At 38.0% G+C, this 19,211-nt stretch carries 16 protein-coding genes and 1 rRNA gene; 3 read left to right on the top strand and 14 right to left on the bottom strand.

Translation table 11 applies throughout. From position 1 onward, the window contains the following. The 3 genes from PSR9079_RS05205 to rph form a co-directional block, all read right to left on the bottom strand. Window positions 1-117, bottom strand: a 16S ribosomal RNA gene (locus PSR9079_RS05205); the annotation flags it as partial. A 611-nt stretch (window positions 118-728) separates the two neighbouring features. After that, complete coding sequence (gene pyrE, locus PSR9079_RS05200) at window positions 729-1,373, bottom strand: orotate phosphoribosyltransferase (RefSeq protein ID WP_145237117.1); 645 nt, start codon at window positions 1,371-1,373, stop codon at window positions 729-731. A 20-nt stretch (window positions 1,374-1,393) separates the two neighbouring features. After that, window positions 1,394-2,107 carry a ribonuclease PH gene (gene rph, locus PSR9079_RS05195; RefSeq protein ID WP_145237114.1) on the bottom strand — a complete coding sequence of 238 codons (714 nt, stop codon included), beginning with the start codon at window positions 2,105-2,107 and terminating at the stop codon, window positions 1,394-1,396. A 178-nt stretch (window positions 2,108-2,285) separates the two neighbouring features. On the opposite strand from rph, the gene PSR9079_RS05190 reads away from it, so the two are divergent. Beyond that, window positions 2,286-3,146: a YicC/YloC family endoribonuclease gene (locus tag PSR9079_RS05190; protein ID WP_145237110.1), complete on the top strand. Its 861-nt coding sequence runs from the start codon at window positions 2,286-2,288 to the stop codon at window positions 3,144-3,146. A gap of 67 nt (window positions 3,147-3,213) precedes the next feature. On the opposite strand, the gene PSR9079_RS05185 is transcribed toward PSR9079_RS05190, so the two are convergent. Further along, entirely contained in the window at window positions 3,214-5,211 is a 1,998-nt protein-coding gene (locus tag PSR9079_RS05185; RefSeq protein ID WP_149980676.1) for a response regulator, read from the bottom strand. 169 nt (window positions 5,212-5,380) lie between these two features. Between PSR9079_RS05185 and PSR9079_RS05180 the strand changes: the two genes are divergently transcribed. Further along, window positions 5,381-6,253 (top strand): gluconeogenesis factor YvcK family protein, encoded by an 873-nt coding sequence (locus PSR9079_RS05180; protein WP_149980675.1) that lies wholly within the window; start codon window positions 5,381-5,383, stop codon window positions 6,251-6,253. On the opposite strand, the gene PSR9079_RS05175 is transcribed toward PSR9079_RS05180, so the two are convergent. After that, entirely contained in the window at window positions 6,250-6,582 is a 333-nt protein-coding gene (locus PSR9079_RS05175) for an Hpt domain-containing protein (RefSeq protein WP_149980674.1), read from the bottom strand. The two genes, PSR9079_RS05180 and PSR9079_RS05175, sit on opposite strands and share 4 nt — an antisense overlap. Window positions 6,583-6,603: 21 nt before the next feature. Here PSR9079_RS05175 and PSR9079_RS05170 point away from each other — a divergent pair, with 21 nt between their 5' ends. Continuing rightward, complete coding sequence (locus PSR9079_RS05170) at window positions 6,604-7,629, top strand: glycosyltransferase family 4 protein (RefSeq protein ID WP_149980673.1); 1,026 nt, start codon at window positions 6,604-6,606, stop codon at window positions 7,627-7,629. On the opposite strand, the gene PSR9079_RS05165 is transcribed toward PSR9079_RS05170, so the two are convergent. The 9 genes from PSR9079_RS05165 to PSR9079_RS05125 form a co-directional block, all read right to left on the bottom strand. Then, entirely contained in the window at window positions 7,624-9,027 is a 1,404-nt protein-coding gene (locus tag PSR9079_RS05165) for a sigma-54-dependent transcriptional regulator (protein ID WP_149980672.1), read from the bottom strand. The genes PSR9079_RS05170 and PSR9079_RS05165 overlap by 6 nt on opposite strands. Window positions 9,028-9,124: 97 nt before the next feature. Continuing rightward, the gene (locus PSR9079_RS05160; protein ID WP_149980671.1) at window positions 9,125-10,585 is read right to left on the bottom strand and encodes a SpoIIE family protein phosphatase; all 1,461 of its coding nucleotides are present in this window, start codon (window positions 10,583-10,585) and stop codon (window positions 9,125-9,127) included. 7 nt (window positions 10,586-10,592) lie between these two features. Beyond that, window positions 10,593-11,297 carry an AAA family ATPase gene (locus PSR9079_RS05155; RefSeq protein WP_149980670.1) on the bottom strand — a complete coding sequence of 235 codons (705 nt, stop codon included), beginning with the start codon at window positions 11,295-11,297 and terminating at the stop codon, window positions 10,593-10,595. Beyond that, window positions 11,294-13,378: an SLBB domain-containing protein gene (locus PSR9079_RS05150; protein WP_149980669.1), complete on the bottom strand. Its 2,085-nt coding sequence runs from the start codon at window positions 13,376-13,378 to the stop codon at window positions 11,294-11,296. Before PSR9079_RS05150 ends, PSR9079_RS05155 begins: the two co-directional genes overlap by 4 nt. 4 nt (window positions 13,379-13,382) lie before the next feature. Then, entirely contained in the window at window positions 13,383-14,237 is an 855-nt protein-coding gene (locus tag PSR9079_RS05145; RefSeq protein WP_149980668.1) for an OmpA family protein, read from the bottom strand. A gap of 20 nt (window positions 14,238-14,257) precedes the next feature. After that, window positions 14,258-14,566, bottom strand: coding sequence for an STAS domain-containing protein (locus PSR9079_RS05140; protein ID WP_149980667.1), 309 nt, complete (start codon window positions 14,564-14,566; stop codon window positions 14,258-14,260). A 166-nt stretch (window positions 14,567-14,732) separates the two neighbouring features. After that, complete coding sequence (locus tag PSR9079_RS05135; RefSeq protein WP_149980666.1) at window positions 14,733-16,532, bottom strand: sugar transferase; 1,800 nt, start codon at window positions 16,530-16,532, stop codon at window positions 14,733-14,735. 10 nt (window positions 16,533-16,542) lie between these two features. Then, window positions 16,543-17,619: a glycosyltransferase gene (locus tag PSR9079_RS05130; RefSeq protein WP_149980665.1), complete on the bottom strand. Its 1,077-nt coding sequence runs from the start codon at window positions 17,617-17,619 to the stop codon at window positions 16,543-16,545. A 1-nt stretch (window position 17,620) separates the two neighbouring features. Beyond that, window positions 17,621-19,114: a GumC family protein gene (locus PSR9079_RS05125; protein WP_149980664.1), complete on the bottom strand. Its 1,494-nt coding sequence runs from the start codon at window positions 19,112-19,114 to the stop codon at window positions 17,621-17,623. Between the last annotated feature and the right edge of the window lie 97 nt (window positions 19,115-19,211).

Genomic DNA, 19,211 nt, shown 5'->3' with positions numbered 1-19,211 from the left:
CTCACCCGTCCGCCGCTCGTCAGCAAAGTAGCAAGCTACTCTCTGTTACCGCTCGACTTGCATGTGTTAGGCCTGCCGCCAGCGTTCAATCTGAGCCATGATCAAACTCTTCAATTAAAAGTTTTTTGTCTTTCGACAGCTCAATGAATTCTGAATTTATTTAATATCTTTCGATATTGAATTGACTGTGCCGAAGCAACTTATAAATAAGTTACTTCTGTTGGTCACTCAGCTTCTCTTTCGAGAAATCACATTGAGACTCTAAATTTTTTGCCTTGCTTAGCGAACTAAGCTTGGCTGTTAGAACTCAATCTGTACGAGTGCCCACACAGATGATTGCTTTATATTGTTAAAGAACGTTGCGGTTAAAGTCAAACTTTATCTCGCTAGGGCTGCGCATATTACGCTTTCCTATTTTTTTGTCAACACTTAATTTTAAATTTTCTTAAAAATCTAAACTTAAGTTTTACTCAACTCACTGAGTAGCTCGTGCTTCGCTATGCGTTGGCGTTCCCCGTCTCAGTGGGGTCGCATTATAGGGCGCGGTGAATTTTACGCAAGCGTTTTTTAAAGAAAACTTGAAATAAAGTGCTGTTCGTTCAAAATTCAAGCCAAACCCTACAAAAGAGATACTTTTTTAACTTCAAAATAACTTTATACGGTTATAAAACGCAAAAGCCCGATGAAAATCATCGGGCTTTTGTTGAATAGCTTTAAGTATACTTAGGTTAAGCTATACCATATTGCTCACGATAAGCTTTTACTGATGCAAGATGCTCGTTCATAGTACCTTTAGTTTCAAGGTAGCTAATTAAATCTGCAAGTTTTACTATTGAAACTACTTTAGTATTAAAGTCACGTTCTACTTCTTGAATTGCAGACAGTTCAGCTTTGCCTTTTTCTTGACGATCAAGAGCTATCAAGACACCACTTAGATCCGCACCATTTTCTGCAATAATTTCCATAGACTCACGAATTGCTGTGCCAGCAGTGATCACGTCATCTACTAACATGATTTTGCCTTTTAGCTCAGAGCCTACTAATGTGCCGCCTTCACCGTGTGCTTTCTTCTCTTTACGGTTAAAGCAATAAGGCACATCTTTATTGTGATGATCTGCAAGTGCTACTGCGGTAGTTGTTGCAATTGGAATACCTTTATAAGCAGGACCGAATAAAACATCATATTCAATGCCTGCATCTTCAAGGGCGGCAGCATAAAAACGACCAAGACGTGCAAGGTCACGACCTGTATTAAACAACCCCGCATTAAAGAAGTAAGGGCTAGTACGGCCAGACTTTAAAGTAAACTCACCAAACTTTAACACCTGTTTTTCTAAGGCGAATTCAATAAACTCTATTTGATAATCTTTCATTACTATAAACCTATTACTTATTAAGCTAGTGCTTGCTTCTGAACGTCAATGATTTCGCGGATTGAATGCTTCGCAAGAGTGAGTAATTCATCAAGCTCATCAAACGAGAAAGGTTCGCCCTCGGCTGTACCCTGCACTTCAATAATTTTACCTGTTTCGGTCAGAATTACGTTCATATCTGTTTCAGCGTCAGAATCTTCTAAATATTCTAAATCGCTAATAGCTTGGCCTTTATAAATACCTACCGAAATAGCTGCAATCATAAATTTAAGAGGATTTGAATTGATCATCCCCTTGCTACGCATATGTGTTAACGCATCGACTAGAGCAACACAAGCACCACTGATTGATGCAGTACGAGTTCCGCCATCAGCTTGAATAACATCACAATCAATAGTAATGGTATTTTCGCCTAACGCTTTTAAATCAACTGCGGCACGAAGTGCGCGTGCAATTAAACGTTGAATTTCCATAGTACGACCGCTTTGCTTGCCACGCGCCGCTTCACGGCCATTTCGGGTATGGGTAGAGCGCGGTAACATACCGTACTCAGCTGTGATCCAGCCTTTACCTTGGCCTTTCATAAAACGCGGTACACCTGATTCAACAGTGGCTGTACAAAGTACTTTTGTGTTACCAAACTCAACCAACACAGAGCCTTCAGCATGCAAAGTGTAATTACGTGTAAATGTAACCGGTCTAATTTGGTTAGGTGTTCTTTCGCTTGGACGCATTCACGATCCCCTTAATTCAGAATTTCCCACATTATATGTATATATAGCTGTAGATGCCATGCTGATTTAAACAAAAGCAAATTGTAAAATTCGCAGCAACAAAAATTTCCGCTAGAGCTTAACCAGTGTTACGGTATAATCACTTTTAATATTGTTTAATAAAACTAGGAAACCATCCATGATCCACAGTATGACTGCTTACGCGCGTCGCGAAATAAAAGGCGATTGGGGCACTGGCACGTGGGAAGTTCGTTCAGTTAACCAACGCTACCTTGAAACCTTTATTCGCGCACCTGAGCAATTTCGTGGCATGGAGCCGGTGATCCGTGAGCGCCTACGTAAACATTTACAACGCGGCAAGGTTGAAGTGTTCTTAAAGTTTGTGGCAAACCCAGCCCATGTTGGTGAACTTTCAATTAATGAGGCGTTGGCTGCACAACTGATCAATAGCGCCAAATGGGTGCAACAACAAAGTAATGGCGATATTAATCCTGTCGACATCTTACGTTGGCCTGGTGTTATGGAAGCTGAAGAGCTAGATATGGATAGCGTTAACACCGCACTCATTGCTGGTTTTGATCAAGTGATTGAAGATTTTAAATCTGCACGTGGCGATGAAGGCGCTAATCTTGAAGAAATGATAGCCACTCGTCTTGATGCTATTTTAGAGCAAGTAGCGATAGTTGAAACTCACATGCCAGAAATTGCCAAATGGCAGCGTGAAAAATTAGCACAAAAATTAGAAGATTTAACTGCAAATATTGACGAAGCTCGCCTTGAGCAAGAGCTCATCTACCTTGCACAAAAACAAGACGTAGCTGAAGAACTAGACCGTTTAAAATCTCATGTCAAAGAAACTAAAAAAATCCTTAAAAAAGGTGGCGCTTGTGGTCGTCGTTTAGATTTCATGATGCAAGAGTTTAACCGCGAAGCAAACACCCTCGCCTCTAAATCAATCAATAGCGACATCACCAATGCTGCGGTTGAGCTTAAAGTATTGATAGAGCAAATGCGTGAGCAGATCCAGAATATAGAATAACAAAATTAAAAAAGGCCGTAATTTAAACTCATTACGGCCTTTTTTAATCTGTTGTTATTTATGCGCACTACAGCGAGTTTAAAGATGCTTTTAGGGTCTCAAACTTAATTGGTTTGGTCAGGACTTTATTTATGCCGACTTTAAAGCACGATGCTTTATCGTCGGTTGCGGCATTGGCGGTGAGAGCGTAAATAGGAATATCGCTTAATAATTCATTACGTATGTATTGTGTAGCAGTTAACCCATCCATCGTTGGCATCATAATATCCATTAAAATTAAATCAAATTGTTTGAGCTTCATAAATTCAATCGCTTCGGCGCCATCATTGGCTATTGTCACTTTATGATTTAATTTTTGTAAGAACGCTTTAATTAATACCTGATTGGTTTTGTTGTCTTCCGCAACGAGGACCGATAAAACAGGATACTCTGCAGATAGTTCAGGCTTCATTTCACTAATAGGTGCTTCTGCAAATGGAATTAAAATAGTAAAAGTACTGCCAAGCCCAAGTTGCGTATCAACAGTAATTGAGCCCCCCATTAACTCAATTAGGTTTTTTGAAATACTTAACCCAAGACCAACTCCTTCATTCTTTCTGTTAATGCCATCGTTAACTTGCCTGAAAGGCTGAAATATAAAAACCAAATCTTTTTTTGCGATACCAACACCAGAGTCTTGGACAGTAAAGTTAAGCTTTCCATCAACAATACTTACGCATAATAAAATACGTCCAGAGCGCGTAAATTTGAATGCATTTCCAATAATATTAAAGAGGATTTGCCCTAATCTAAACTCATCTCCCATTATAAAGGTAGGTATATCGTCACTTATTGATACTGAGAAGATAATATCGTCACTATCTTCTATTATGTGTAACTGCCCTACTATATTCTCTATTAATAATTTTACATTAAGAGGTTTATTAACCAATAAAATTGTTCCTGATTCGATTTTTGAAAAATCAAGCACATCAGTGATTAGGCCATATAGAATATCAGCGCTTGAATTAGCATAGTCCAGCCACTGTCGTTGTTCTTTAGTGAGCTCAGTATCCAGTAATAACTCTATCATCCCCATAATCGCATTCATTGGAGTACGGATCTCGTGTGACATGATCGTTAAAAACTTTGACTTGGTTTGACTGGCCTCTTCAGCTTTTAATTTTTCACTTTCAAGTGCGGCCTCTCGCTCTTTTGAAAAAGTAATATCTTTGGCAATCCCTAAATAACCAATAAAATTTCCCTGATCGTCAAACTGTGATTTGCCATTAAGAGATACCCAAAGGGGCTTAGCTGCATAAACTTCAAATTCAAAACCACTAAAATCGTCATACTCTGCAAGTAAAGCTGAGAATTGCTGCCATTTCAGTGTGTTTTTTCGCTCATTAATAGTGAGTAAATTATCAATTTTTTTATTAATAAAAAGTTGGGCGTAAGTGTTATTTTCGCTTTCAATATTATTAACGCTAATAAACGTCATATTAAGATCTGTGCGCCAAAACCACTCACTAGCAAGCTCTTTAAATAAACTAGAGAGTTGAGAAAATTTATCAAGCAGTAAAATAGATTGGTGAGTTTGAGCGTGTAACTTCATTAAGTTCAAAAAAGCATAGAACGCCTGTTGAAAAAACAGCTTTATAAGATCTGAACCTACAACGTCACTGCCCCCATTTATGTCTACATTAGTAAAAATAAATATGCCTTGCTCATTGGAGGTGCTAACACTGATCAATAAAGACGCTTTAAGTGCAGTTTTGGCATTGCCCTCTAAAAAATTAAATTCGAGCTCTTCTGACGGATTGTTACAAAACGCATAGCTATTTTTTAATACCTGTAAAAACAATCTGCAATGCGGCCATTTCTGATCATAAAAATCAATATTGCTAGTGCCTATAGTTTGATAATGCTTATCAATTTTTTGTAGGATTATACAATTTTGATAATGAAGCAACGGCTGCAAAAAAGCGGAGATAGTCGCTAAAATATCAATTTCATCATTACATTGAGATAATGACTCTAACTGCCTTTGTAATTCACTAACAGTAATTAAATCACTATTTTGCATACCGGTTTCCCCACTTAAAATGCATCGCGTTTTGCAAAAAAAACTTAAGCCGATGACATGACTATTTAATATAGAACAAAATTCAATATAAATCATTGAGTTATTTTTTTTGCTAGAGTGGAATGATTTCTGCTTAATTAATGTAAATAACAAACACCAAGGCAAAACGATGAAAATAGTTTGCATAGGCGGTGGGCACGGATTGGCACAAGTTTTAAGCGCAATAAAACCTTTGTGTAATAACTTAACAGCAATCGTTGCAACCACCGATAATGGCGGCAGTACGGGTAGGATTAGAGAAGCACAAAATTGCATCGCCCTTGGTGATATTCGCCGTTGCTGTGTTCAACTAGCGGGTGAAGGTTCAATTGCTCATTCTGTGTATGAACACAGATTTACGAGCGGCGATATTGAAGGTCACAGCTTAGGTAATTTAACTCTTTTAGGTTTGACTCAAGTTATGGCCTCTCCTACTCAGGCTATTGCATGCTTTAATAAACTACTTGGTAATTGTGAAACCGTTTTACCCATGTCTGATATACCAACAGACTTAGTCGCTGAGCTTGATAACGGTGAAAAAGTGTTTGGTGAGTGTGCGATAGATGCCTTAAATTTACTACCTGAGAAAGTATATTTATCTAAAAAAGTACCTGCATCACCAGGCGCTGTTGAAGCTATTTTAAATGCTGACTTAGTGATTATTGGCCCTGGCAGTATCATAACCAGTATTATGCCCGCTTTTTTAATCGACGATATTGCACTCGCTATTCAAAAAACCTCTGCGTGTCGTGTATTTATTGAAAATACAGCGCAAGAGAACAGTGTAATGCAATACACTCATAGTGCAGGTATTGATTGGTTACAAAAAACGCTCGGCGCTAAAATATACGATTTAAGTATTTCTCCTCCAGCGATTATGGAAATTTTGCAACACGGAAATAAATGCAATAAAACGGGTAAACATTTACATAATATCGATGAGTTAAATAATGTATTTTCAGAATTATTAAAAAGCTCTTTTAATGCAGAAAAACACGCTTAAGCGTTATTAACTAATTGATTAATTTGTTGAAAAGTTTTTTTACTTTGCGAGTCAGCTAATTTTAACAAAGTCCTAACTTCTGGGTTTAAGCCATTGGTCTTAACTTTTTGCTCAATCAGCTGACATGTTTGTGCTAGATGTATTGCACCAAAGCTATAGCTACTGCTTTTTAAGCTATGTGCATGAAGCTCTATATCATTAGTGTTGGTTGAGTTAAGCATTTGTTCTACTAATTTTTTAGACTCGTCAACAAACACTTTGAGTAACTCAATAGCCATGCTGTCGCCAACATCATATTTTAGCTGTTCTATTACAGATATATCTATCATATTTTTCTTTTGAGGTTCGTTATGAATTGCCAGATTATTTTGTTTGTTGACTCTTCCATGATCGGTGGTATTGAAACCCACATCGTGGAACTACACAAACTACTCAGTAAAAATAACGTTTCTTGCTCTGTTTTATTTTATAAAAATCATGGCAATAATGATTTTTATACGTTACTTGATAAGCAAAGCATACGCTATGATTTTCTGCAAGGCACACCTTCGAGTTTAATTAAGCAATTGCGCCGCTACGATGACAATACAGTTATTCATACCCATGGTTATAAAGCGGGTATTTTAGGCCGTTTAGCCTGTAAACTTACTCATAAACATTGTATCAGCACTTACCACGCAGGTGATGCTGGGACAGGTAAAATGTGGCTATATAACAAACTAGACCTGTGGCTTTCATGTTTATCAACCAACTTTGCAGTCTCAGAGCAAATCAGCAAAACAATTAAGAATGCCACATTACTAGAAAACTTTATTGATATTAAAGAACCACCTACGGTTAACTTTTCCTCATCCCCTCTTAGAATTGGATTTGTTGGCCGGTTATCGTATGAAAAAGCTCCTGATATTTTTTATACCTTAGCCGAAAGTATGCAAAACAGTAACAATGTGATGTTTCACCTTTTTGGTGACGGTCCGATGCGCAATACCATCCCGCAACTGGAAAACTTACACTATCATGGTTTAACCAATCGCGACGATATTTGGCATCAAATCGATGTGTTGCTTATCTGCTCAAGAGAGGAAGGTTTACCCATGACATTACTTGAGAGCATGGCGCACCATAAAATCGTAATTAGCAGTCCTGTTGGCGCCATCCCAAATATCATAAAAAATAATACGAATGGCTTATTAATGAAAACAGGTGATGCACAAGAGTGTCAAAATTGTATTAACGCACTTTTAATACAGTCTCCTGATCAAAAAAGCGCTATGGCACAAGCCGCTTACGTCATGCTTAAAGAAAGGTTTTCTGGTAAAAACCAATTTTTGTTATTACAAAATGCGTACACCGCAAAATCACGCTTACGCTTATAAGTTTTCTTCCCAGCTTTTAATTTTTCTATAAAGGGTAGAAGGGCTAACTTCAAGTAATGCTGCTGCTTTGGGAATATTTGTTGAACATATTTTTATAACACGTTCTATATAGTCTTTTTCTGCTAACCAAAGTGCTTTTATATCACTTTCAATTTGCGGTAACTCTTCAAATTCTTGTATTTTAGTATGAGTAAAGCTTTCGTTTGGCTTGTAATTTGGTATTTCTTTCTGAGAGCTTTGTGGCAAGCTGGGCAACATATTTACATCAATCCACTCTTGGGCATTGAGCACTAAAATATTGCGGATCACATTTTCTAACTGCCTCACGTTACCAGGCCAATCATATTGAGCCAGTAAGCGCTTTACATCCTCTGTAATGCCTTTGTACGGATGTTGTTCTTCGCGAGCTATTTTGATAAACAAAGCTTCTGCTATCTCAATAATGTCTGTACTGCGTTCCCTTAATGGTGGCAACTCAATAGGGATCACATGCAATCTATAATATAAGTCTTCTCGAAACCGTCCAGCTTCGACCTCAACAAGTGGATCTCTGTTGGTTGCACACACAAATCGCACATCAACTTTAACAACTTTTTCACTGCCTACTTGCTGATAAGTGCCGGTTTGAATAAAACGCAACAGCTTACTTTGTAAGTTGACGTCCATTTCGCATAGCTCATCTAAAAATAAGGTACCGCCATCAGCTTGACCCGCAGCCCCGAGACGATTCGCAATAGCTCCTGTAAATGCGCCCTTTAAGTGACCAAAAATTTCACTTTCAATTAAATCTTTAGGGATCGCAGCACAATTTAACGCAACAAAAGGCTTATCAGCGCGATTCGATGCTTGATGTACCGCTCTTGCACAGAGCTCTTTTCCTGTGCCACTTTCACCGGTAATGAACACCGTAGCTTTACTTACCGATGCCGAGCTAATTATTTGATAGACAGATTGCATCTGCTTTGAGCTACCAATCAAATCAAAATATCGACCATTTTCGTAGGTATTTTTATATTTCGTGACGGTTTGTTTTAGGTCTTTTATTTTTAGCGCATTGTTTATTGTAATACGAAAGCGCTCTGCCTCAACGGGCTTTTCTAAAAAGTCACTGGCACCGAGCTTTATCGCTTTAATGGCCATTTCTTTTGTCGCATGACCAGTTAAAACAACAACCTGAGGAAAATGATCAGGAGCTAACTTGGCTAAAATATCTAAACCATTCATGTCTGGTAACATGACATCTAATACGATTAGATCAGGCTTTATTTTATCAATAATCGCTAAAGCACTTGCACCATCATTTGCCACCAGAGTATTAACACCTGTAGGAACTAGATAAGATTGATACAACATAGCGAGCGACTGGGTGTCTTCTACAATGAGTATTGTTGGTGGCATAATCCCTTTCCTTTTAGCAGCCCGCTAAGAATTATTTAGATAAAAAATATTAACTTATGAATGTTAAGTTAACTATAGTTACCTCATTAAATCAAATTCAATTAATTATTATTAGTGATGCATCATCAATTTCTTTGGAGAGTGTCACTTGCGAGTTTTTCCATAATGAGTGGGCAAAGTCCTCAGCAGAGTTGCTCTGTGTTGGGATTATTGTTTTTAACTCAGCCATTTCATCTTTGTCAGTAAAGCGATTATCGGTCCAACCATCCGTATAAAGTAAAATATGTTCAATATTTTCTAATTCAGCTTCATAAAGGGTGTATTGATGATCATTAGAAAGGCCTAACAATGGACCGGTTCCCTTTAATTGAGATATTTTTCCATCTTTATCAATAATAACTGGCGGTGGATGTCCGGCATTAAGCCAATACAATTTATTATTTTCTAAAAAACAAATTACCAGTGTAACTAAACTCGATTTGCATAGTTGCTGCTTATAAAGCGCATTATTAAGCGCCACCAGCATGTCTTGATATGCCAATCCAGTTGCTAAAAAGCCACTGATAAAGCCTTTAATCGCAAAGCTTTCTTTAAGTGCTTGCAAGCCGTGCCCCATCATATCACCGAGGATAAAAGCAGTCCCTTCATCATTAATCGGCATAAAAAAGTCACCACCGTTACCGACCGCAATTGAACCAAAAATATGCGCTGTTTTATTATTAGCTAATAACACTTTTGATGGTGTTAAGCCAAATGTGCTCTGATACGATAAGTAAGCGAAGCGGTGCGTTACCCTTTCAATACTTTGCAAAAGCTTATTTTTTTTCACTGGTTTAATTAAGTAATCATCGACTCCTAAGCGATTAATTTTACTGATCACTTCTTCGCTGTCATCACCGGTTAGCATCACTACCGATAATTGTGATTTGAGATTAGATTTATTTAGTTTTTCTAATAATGGCTCACAAGTGCCTTTTTTTAGTTGGTGATCAAGTAATAAAATACTGGCATCAGAGGTTAAAATAGCCTGCCAACCCGCCTCAATATTTTCGCAGGTGATCACTTGAAACTTGTCTTGAAGATAGGCGCTCATTAATGCAAGCTGGACAACATCATCATCAACATAAATAATACTTGGCCTTTTATCTATGTTAATTAAAGGAAAGGAAAAATAATTTTTAGAGGCTATTGTTTCATACGTTGCATCTGCAAAGTAATGACGAATTAACTCAACCCCCATTCCACCTTCAACTAATTCATGCGATTCGATTGTCCAAGATGAGTCATTTTTTTTGAATAAATTATAAGGCTTCAATTCATCTACAAACGTTAAATGATATGTGTCAGTATTCGTTTGGCTGATGCGCAACATAATAACGTGCTCATCCCCCTGATTATGCCTAATCAAATTAGTGAGGTACTCCGTTGCAACTAAACCTGCAGCATCCGCTTCATCTCGTTTTACTGACAATGCACCCAACACATGTTTTAACACTTGGCGTATCTCGGTTAACGTTGGCCATAACAATTCAAAGCGTCGTTCAAATAATATATCCATAAAGACCTCAATAATGCTTAAACAGCCACTTTTGCCTGTTGATTTTGTTTGTTAAAAACGTACATACTCTTGGCCATTGAGGTCTATATCTTTGTAAAAGTAATAGCATTCGTTCACCCAAAGGTGCAAAACTATATTGGCTCACTAATAATTTAATATTGCTATGGCCAGCTTGTTTAAGCTCTGCAACGCCGTTACACAAAGACTCTTCATCATTAACACCTAAACCAACTGTTACTAAAGTCAGTTCGCTACATAAACTCAAAGAGTGTAGCGGAATATTATTGCGATTGAGCTTTAACGCAGGAGACATATCAAGTAACACATAATCATATTCTTGTTTTAAACGGATCACAGCCTCATTGAGTACATGCTTATTTTTAGCCGAATCAATGGACTCTAAATTATGTATGCTCAAAATATCTATCCCCTGATAAGGTAATACACTTAACTGGCAAGAAATATCATCAAATCGCCATAGCTTAGTTAAGCTAGATAACTGCTTATCTAAGCGAAACGAACTAATGGGGTTAAGATCAATCACCAATACTGACTTATGTTGACTAACTAATCGCTGGGCAACACTGCTACACGCCGTTGATGAACCTTCGCCACCATACAGCGAAATAAATGTAATGCATCGTGCATCACTATCAACGAGGGTATTACAAATCGTTTCTAGCTCATGATACTGCTCTGGAATTAACTTCATAAACTCACCACTAAAGCAATTATTGTTATAAAATCTAAGAAATTATCTTTAAATTGACTTAATAGATCTTGCCCCTTATCTGGTACATACAAAGTATCGCCAGCCCTTAATACCGGAATATTTGCCGAGTTTGGTGATTTTATAAATGCTTCAAGATTGAATACTCGAGACTGCTCTTTACAACAAGAATGATTAACCACAACAATTTTATCAATGAGTGCGGAACTTGATGGCCCACCCGCTTCAGCTAATACATCTAAAATAGACATAGTGTCATCAAAGTTATAGCGACCCGGCTTTTGCACTGCCCCCATAATACGAACCACTCTCTCTTTAGGTGTACGTAACCAGTCTTTATCTTTTTCAGGAATAAAAATAGTGTCTCCGGGCAACACATGTGGAAAGAGAGTTTCATCTCCGGTTTCAAAGTACAGAGCTAAATCAAGCTTGCTAACCTTGGCACTATTACCATTACGGTGCGTTACTCTTATATTGCGAATGTCAGCATTGCCATTAGGGCCATCTGCAGCGGCTAAAATATCAATAAAATGCATATTATCATTAAACGCGTAGCGCCCAGGAGAGCCCACTTGACCCATAATATAAATAGACTTACTCGACGCTTGGCGTATCCATTGTGATTTATTATCGCCTGGGTCAACTGGCAACTCCTCTACAATCACTGTATCGCCTGCGATCAAATTTGGTAGCGCTGTTTTTCCATCAGTAATAGTGTACTTTTCGAGGTCGAAACGCTGAGTGACATCACCATTACGTAATATTTTAATATCATTAATATTGGCCCCTTTGGTTGGCCCGCCCGCATGAGCTAATAAATCGGTAAAGTCCATTTCATCACTCCATTCATAACGTCCGGGAGATTGAATGGCACCAATAATTTTAATCGCACGTTTAGTCGGAATTTTTAACCAGCTTTTTTCGTTTACATCTGTTTTTTCGGGCACGAAAATAACATCACCAGGATTTAAATCAGGTACTTTTGTCGTAATACTACCTTCACTGTAACCTTGTAAATCAAATAAAATACTTTCACCTTGCGGGGTTAATATTTTTATCTGTCGTGTTTCTGCAAAGCGTGTTGGCCCCCCTGCATTAGCTAAAATATCTAGAAAATTGGTACTATCTGCAGCCTCGTAAGCTCCAGGCTTTTGCACTTCCCCCATGATATAAACAGTCCGAGAAGTGGTGTTTACATCATCGACCATTATTGGCACATATATGGTTGAACCAGCTTTGAGAAGCGGCATATTCTTATCGGTGGGTTTATCTAAATATGCTTTTAAATCAAATATCACTGGGGACTTATCGACAATGACTCTAATTTTAGTCACATCAGCATAGCGTGTTACTCCCTCGGCACGCATTAATGCATCTAAGATGGTCATATTTTCTTTAAACGAAAAGCTACCAGGATTATGTACTTCGCCCAAAATTGTAATAGCGCTATTGTCACTGGCATCTCCCGTTGCGCTAAGTGTTTGTGCATCAAAGTCTATTTGTACATTACCAAGTAAAGGAGATACCGGTACAAACACCGTATCTTCACTTTTAAGGGTTGGAAGTAAGCTAATATTACCTGTATCTAAATAGGCTTTGTAATTAAACTCAATCACCTCATCGCCTCGTCTTATTTGCAAACGATCGAGCTGAGCGCCAGGCTTTAAACCATTCGCTTTAGCTATTACCATTTGAATATTACCATCATCAGGAATACTGACTTGGGAAGGCGTAATGACATAACCCATCACATTAATAAATATATCTCGGCTGCGGATCTCCACATAAAAGTCATCTATCGCAACAAACAACTCAGCCAAAACCGGTTTTAACTCAAGTTCGATTTGCGCCACTGTTTTATTGGCAACATTAAATTGCCCTACTTCAGGTATGTTGATCTGGCCTTTGTTATCTACTTCAAACGTGCCATCAAATTCAACCTCGCCAGGCACATATAAAAAGAGTTTATTACCCGCTTGCACAATTGAGTTATCCGCTTCATTTGCCGCAAAGCTGTTGGTCGCTAAAAAAAACAAAACAAATATTGTGAAAAAATATTTCATTATTTTACTCCTTTTTGCTTTGTATTATTTTAGTCCAGTTCATCAGCGCTTTAGCTTTATTGCTTTCTAAGCCTTGCGTGTTTGCGTCTAGAATTATTGCTTCAACTCTGCGGTCTGAATGACGTGTACTCTCAGTTTCTGCGGCATCACTGTAAGACTGCAAACTTCCTTGCGTTAGGGTTGTAATATTTTGCTGTGGCACGCCATAAACGCCAAGCCAATGCTTCACCGTATCGGCACGCTTAAGTGCCAACTCATAATTACTCCCTGAATCTCCAACCGCGTCGGTGTGACCCACAAGTAAAATACTAATACTGCCTAGTTGCTTCGCTAAATCTGCAGCTTGAGCAACTCGTACGGCATATTTAGGGGTTATTTCAAACGCATTAAATGCAAATTGGTTATCGCTATTCAATAGCTGTGCAATTTGTTTTTTGATACTAAATGACGCAGGTTGCTCATTAGTCGTAGAGGCACAATCCGTAACTTTTCTAACCGTATCAAAGTGATTCGTTAACTGATTAAGCCCATGATAATGAATCAGTAAATCATGCTCAGCATCTTCCCACATTTGCCCAGCGATTAATCTACGAATACGATTTTCATAAATTTGTGCTTTTAATAGTTGCGCAGGCATACAAGCTTTAATATCTTGCGATTTTAATAACTCAAGTTTAAGTACAAGGTGTTCAAATTCACTCTTCACAACATCCTCGGGCTGAGTGAAGTTTTCATCGTACTGCTCATCGGCTAATGGATATTTTTGATACTTTTCAGCTAAGCCACCTTGGCCGTCATCAGGCCAAGAAGCACAGCCGCCTAAAAACATTATAATAACAATTACTATGCGTGCCTTCATTGTACTCTCCCTGATACCTTTTATATTGAGTCAATAAATGGAATGGTTTTATCGACTCTTAATAAGTTCATTAGCTTAAACGGCTGCCCCGTTACATTAAGTAAAGATAGCTTATTACTTTGTTTTTCAATTCTTTTGTATAGAAAAACAATAGCACCTATTCCTGAAGAGTCGATAAATTCGGTCTTAGTAAAATCGAGAATCACGAAGTGTGTGCCTTGCTCGACTAGCTGTTCAAACTGATCTTTTAACTCATCGACAGCAAAGCCGGAGAAATCATTAGGAAGTACGACAACTGTTTGTTCTACTTTATTGGCTAAATTTTTCATCTGAATCACCTATTAAAATATAAATACAAATAGACTATTACAAGAAGAATGCCAGAATTAACAAACTGATATTTAAGGGTTTTAAATTATTTGATACTATTTTTTAGAGGAGGGATGCATAATGCAATTGCTTTTTGAGTGCACAATTGCATTATGCGAAACAACGTTACTGACCTTTACCAGTGAATATAACAGCCAACGTTTTAAAGAAAATAGTAAACTCCATATAACACCAACTGCGTGCAGATGAAGTACTTAGCATATAGGCGTAATCCCAGCCTATTTTGTTGCGCGCATCGTCAATGCTCTCATCGTAACCATTCATCACCTGCGCGAGTCCCGATATACCGGGCTTGATCCCATAAGTACGCTGACAAAAGTACGGGATGTCTTTCTCAAGCTTTGAATAAAACACTGGTCGCTCAGGCCGTGGGCCAATAAGAGACATTTCACCGATCAATACATTCCAAAGTTGTGGTAATTCGTCCAAGCGTGTTTTGCGAATAAATCGTCCAACTGCAGTTATACGAGGATCATCTTTACTTGCCCACACCGCGCCACTTTTTGCTTCTGCATCAACAACCATAGAACGAAATTTTAAAACATTGAATAAAGCGACAAAATCATCATCACTTTGTCCCACTCTCAGCTGTTTAAATAACACTGGGCCCTTTGAAGTCAGTTTAATCACTAATGCAACAGCTAACATAACTGGTGAAAGTAATATTAATCCAACCGCAGAGCCAACTACATCAATAGTGCGCTTAATGGTTTTGATGAATATTTTATTTGATTCTTGGGTTTGATGAACGCGCTGCCAATGCTGGTTATAATCACCACGCTCAAACTTAACAATCCCCCACAGAGCCATAAAATAAGCGCTGACGATATAATTTACACTATCCACAATTGGTAACTTAGTCCTGATATTAAAAGCTTTTTTTGCTACTCCTAAGCCATGAGTACAGACTATCGCAACACATACCACTTTAGGTATTAACAAGCTTGAAGATAGTGCAAGTGAAAAAAGTAACGCGTAAATCAGCAGCAGAATAATTGGCATGACCCCACGCAATACTTTATGTGAAAAATAGTTAAAACTTACCCAGCCTAATTTCGGATTTAATAATTCAAACAACATTTTTATTTGCTGCCAGTTACCCGCACCTAATCTTACTCTTCTGGCATAATCATGACTTTGTTCATCACATTCACGCTCAACGATATTTATTTCACTGTTTACAACGGCTTTCCCACCTTGGTTTAACGCTTTCATAGAGATAATAAAATCGTCATTTATGGTGTTTTCATCTAATAAAGCCGCATGAGCTGAGCGTATCGCAAACATAGCACCTGGCACGCCAATAACAGCCCCTAAAGACGACTCCATACTCTTTACTTTGTTTTGATATTGCCAGTACTGTTGCTGCTCAGCAGTGGCTAAATCATCTAAAATATATACGCCGGTGATCACATTAATATTAGGATCTTTAAAATCGGCATCAATTTTATTGAGCACATCAATACTCAGTAGCGCACTAACATCGGTAAAGATTAAAACATCATAATTTGGCTTACTTAGCTTTATCAGTTCATTGATGCCAAATGATTTACCTTTATTCACTTTACTAAAATGCAAATGACAAACTACATTTTGCTTTGCAAGATGCGACTGCGCTAGCATCGCTTCGTCATAAGTTTTATCGGTGCAGCCATCAAGATAAACATGAATGGTGTATAGCTCAGTGCTATATAACATTGAGCCTAAGTTATAAAGCTTCTCTGCTATGTGTTCTTGTTCGTTATAAGCACACATTAAAATACCAAAGTGAGTACTGGGTTGGGTATTTTCAGCCATCTCAATCGGTTTACTGTTACTAAATAGCTTTAATAACAGTAAGTAACCAACATGATGATATAAAGCCAGTGTAATTAAAACAGCCAATGTGATCAGTAGAAAAGTCATTGCATTCCCCTTATGAAGCTAAGCCATTATAGAAGTGGTCATACGCTTCACTCATTTTGTTTGCATCTGCAATTGAGAGAATATGCTCTCGAATACACAGCCCATATTTCATGTCTAATGCTTTCAATAGCGCAATTTTTAGGCCAAAAGAGTCATTTGGCTTGACTAATATACCTTGCTCTTCTGTAACGACCTCGCTGATACCGCCAACATCAGTCGCCACAATTACTTTGCCACACGCCATTGACTCTAAAATTGATAAGGGCAGTCCTTCTCTTTGTGAATAAAGACACATAACGTTAATAGCTGAGTAAAATAGCTGCATATGCTGTACATTCCCTAAAAAATGCACTCGTTCTACCACCCCAAGCGATACTGCCGCACTGAGTAACGAAAAGCGTAAGCTACCATTACCAGCAAACACTAATTCGATGTCTTTAGGCAGCAAAGGCAGTAGTTTAATGAGATCCAAATGCCCTTTTCCCGGCTCTAATCGTGCAGAGCAACCAATTAACTTTTTATCAGCAGGAAGATCAAGTTTGAGCCGTGCGGTTGCTTCATTGATGTGATTAAACTGCTGTAAGTCGATACCGTTCAGAATGGTTTTATCTGCCGTGATCGCTGTTTCATTATAAAATTCATTCGCGACCACTTGTGCATCTGCAACCCAGTGAATTTTAGTTAACTTATTAAGTGCTTTGGTAATTAAACGCTGTTTAAAGCTCTTTAAATACCAAGCATCATGAATAGTAGAGACATGCTTTACCTGAGTATTTGTAAGACAGGCTAGACTCGCGTACAACATAGGACCAATGTGATGACTATGAATCACTTTAATCTCGTGTGTTTTAATTATTTCAGTGAGCTTTTTGATAATACTTAGATCAAACCTAGGCGCTTTATCTAAGCTAATCAGTTTTTGTTCAAATAAAGCTAAAGCAGGCCACTCACTAACTGCTTCTTGCTCATTGCCCTCTAGCGAAACAATAATACTGGTGCTTGCGAATTGGCTTTTTTGCATTAAGGTCACAGCCATTTTTTCAAGGCCGCCTATTTTAAAGTGCTGAACTAAATGTAGGACGTTCATGCTAACTCCCCTTATTAATAAAGTGCATTGATGGGCTAGCAGGAACATGTAATGAACCTTTGCCAACAATAGGTAAAATAGTAACTACTTCCAAAGCAGATAGTTTTTCAATGGTTTGAATATCTTTTAAGTGACTATCAAATAATGTCGCTACAAATACACAGGTGGTGCTTGTAAATATGCCTAAAACAATCCCCAAAATAATCGCCACAACTAAAGAGGTATTAATTGGCTGGGTTGGGCTGTAAGCTCGTTCTATGGTTTTTACTTTGTCAGGCCCTTCATATTTAACTAATTTACCCGTTACTTTTGCCATCTCGTAACGTCCCAGCATATCTTTATAAAGTGATTGCTTAACGTCGTAATCCCGCTCTAGCTTTCTTAATTGTTTCTCTATATCGCTTGTAACTAATAATCTTTCACTCACCGTATTAACTTGCTGCTCCAACATGGCAAACTCTTGTTGATGTTGGAGCACAGTGTTTTTTGCTTCTTCTAATGCAAGTATCTGTGAAACAAGCACATTACTTTCATTGTCTTTGCCATCAGGAAGAGTATTGGCCATTTGCCAAAGTTGATCTATGTTTGTTGCATCTAGATTTTTGCCACTTTCTATTAAAGCCTGTTGGCGAGCTCGAATACTCAGCAGTTCACGTTTTTTCGACACGACTTTACTGTGCTTTTCGGTATAACGGGTTTTTAAAAAGCTCAACTGTGATTCGGCATTAATGATTTTTTCTTCTATGCGTCCTAAAATTGGGTTTGCTTGGCCCATTTTTGTTGTTAGCGCTTCAAGCTTGGCTTTTGCACCTGATAAGACGATAGACTTTTGTTGTTGATCACTCAGTAACTTATCGAACGTTTGTCTATTGCTATGTAAAACAGCAGGTAAAGTGTTGCTATTTTTAGCTTTAAAATTAGCTAGCGACTCTTCAGAAACCTCGAGTTCTTCTCGTAAACTGACTAACTGTTGATAAAAAAATTGCTCAGACGTATCAAGCGAGGCCTTGGTTGGTGCTAATAAACTCTCTATAAATTTCTCAACCACTTTTTCTAATACTGCTTTCATTTGAGTTTGGTCATGCCAAGTAAAGTTAACTCGCACCAATTCATCACCAACCAGTGATAAAGAAAGCGCTTGTGAGAGTTCTTGATGAATTTTTTCAATAACAGCAGGGCTTGCATCTTTAGCAACTAAGTTTGTTTCTTTCGCAACAGCTATCAACACCTTTCGACTTATTACAAGCGTGCGTAATGCAGCCATACGATTTGATAAATCAAACGAAAAAGACAAGTCATCTAAATATGGGTTTAGTAATGCAGATTCTTCTATTAAGATTGTTGCATGGTTTGTGTACTGCTTTTGCGCAGTTGCAGCGAGTAAAATAACCACAACAGGTACGATGAACAGAGGCAAAACAAATAGTTTCGCCCTTGTATAAACTGCATACAAAGCTAAATAAAGTAACCTTTTTATTTGCTCTCTAACTAACATAATCCCTACCTATTAATTTGCATATTGCAATGCGAAATTTAACGGCTATTTGCATAATAAAAATTTACACTGTAAATAGCCTAGTTTAATAAGGTAG

Source organism: Pseudoalteromonas rhizosphaerae (assembly GCF_902498845.1).
GTDB classification, from domain to species: Bacteria; Pseudomonadota; Gammaproteobacteria; order Enterobacterales; family Alteromonadaceae; genus Pseudoalteromonas; species Pseudoalteromonas rhizosphaerae.
The sequence above is the reverse complement of the archived record's forward strand: the minus strand, read 5'-3'. Positions and strand labels throughout refer to the sequence as shown.

Excerpts from the sequence above, each read along its gene's own strand:
- pyrE (WP_145237117.1), bottom strand. The coding sequence starts at position 1,373 with ATGAAAGATTATCAAATAGAGTTTATTGAATTCGCCTTAGAAAAACAG.
- rph (WP_145237114.1), bottom strand. The coding sequence starts at position 2,107 with ATGCGTCCAAGCGAAAGAACACCTAACCAAATTAGACCGGTTACATTT.
- PSR9079_RS05190 (WP_145237110.1), top strand. The coding sequence starts at position 2,286 with ATGATCCACAGTATGACTGCTTACGCGCGTCGCGAAATAAAAGGCGAT.
- PSR9079_RS05185 (WP_149980676.1), bottom strand. The coding sequence starts at position 5,211 with ATGCAAAATAGTGATTTAATTACTGTTAGTGAATTACAAAGGCAGTTA.
- PSR9079_RS05180 (WP_149980675.1), top strand. The coding sequence starts at position 5,381 with ATGAAAATAGTTTGCATAGGCGGTGGGCACGGATTGGCACAAGTTTTA.
- PSR9079_RS05175 (WP_149980674.1), bottom strand. The coding sequence starts at position 6,582 with ATGATAGATATATCTGTAATAGAACAGCTAAAATATGATGTTGGCGAC.
- PSR9079_RS05170 (WP_149980673.1), top strand. The coding sequence starts at position 6,604 with ATGAATTGCCAGATTATTTTGTTTGTTGACTCTTCCATGATCGGTGGT.
- PSR9079_RS05165 (WP_149980672.1), bottom strand. The coding sequence starts at position 9,027 with ATGCCACCAACAATACTCATTGTAGAAGACACCCAGTCGCTCGCTATG.
- PSR9079_RS05160 (WP_149980671.1), bottom strand. The coding sequence starts at position 10,585 with ATGGATATATTATTTGAACGACGCTTTGAATTGTTATGGCCAACGTTA.
- PSR9079_RS05155 (WP_149980670.1), bottom strand. The coding sequence starts at position 11,297 with ATGAAGTTAATTCCAGAGCAGTATCATGAGCTAGAAACGATTTGTAAT.
- PSR9079_RS05150 (WP_149980669.1), bottom strand. The coding sequence starts at position 13,378 with ATGAAATATTTTTTCACAATATTTGTTTTGTTTTTTTTAGCGACCAAC.
- PSR9079_RS05145 (WP_149980668.1), bottom strand. The coding sequence starts at position 14,237 with ATGAAGGCACGCATAGTAATTGTTATTATAATGTTTTTAGGCGGCTGT.
- PSR9079_RS05140 (WP_149980667.1), bottom strand. The coding sequence starts at position 14,566 with ATGAAAAATTTAGCCAATAAAGTAGAACAAACAGTTGTCGTACTTCCT.
- PSR9079_RS05135 (WP_149980666.1), bottom strand. The coding sequence starts at position 16,532 with ATGACTTTTCTACTGATCACATTGGCTGTTTTAATTACACTGGCTTTA.
- PSR9079_RS05130 (WP_149980665.1), bottom strand. The coding sequence starts at position 17,619 with ATGAACGTCCTACATTTAGTTCAGCACTTTAAAATAGGCGGCCTTGAA.
- PSR9079_RS05125 (WP_149980664.1), bottom strand. The coding sequence starts at position 19,114 with ATGTTAGTTAGAGAGCAAATAAAAAGGTTACTTTATTTAGCTTTGTAT.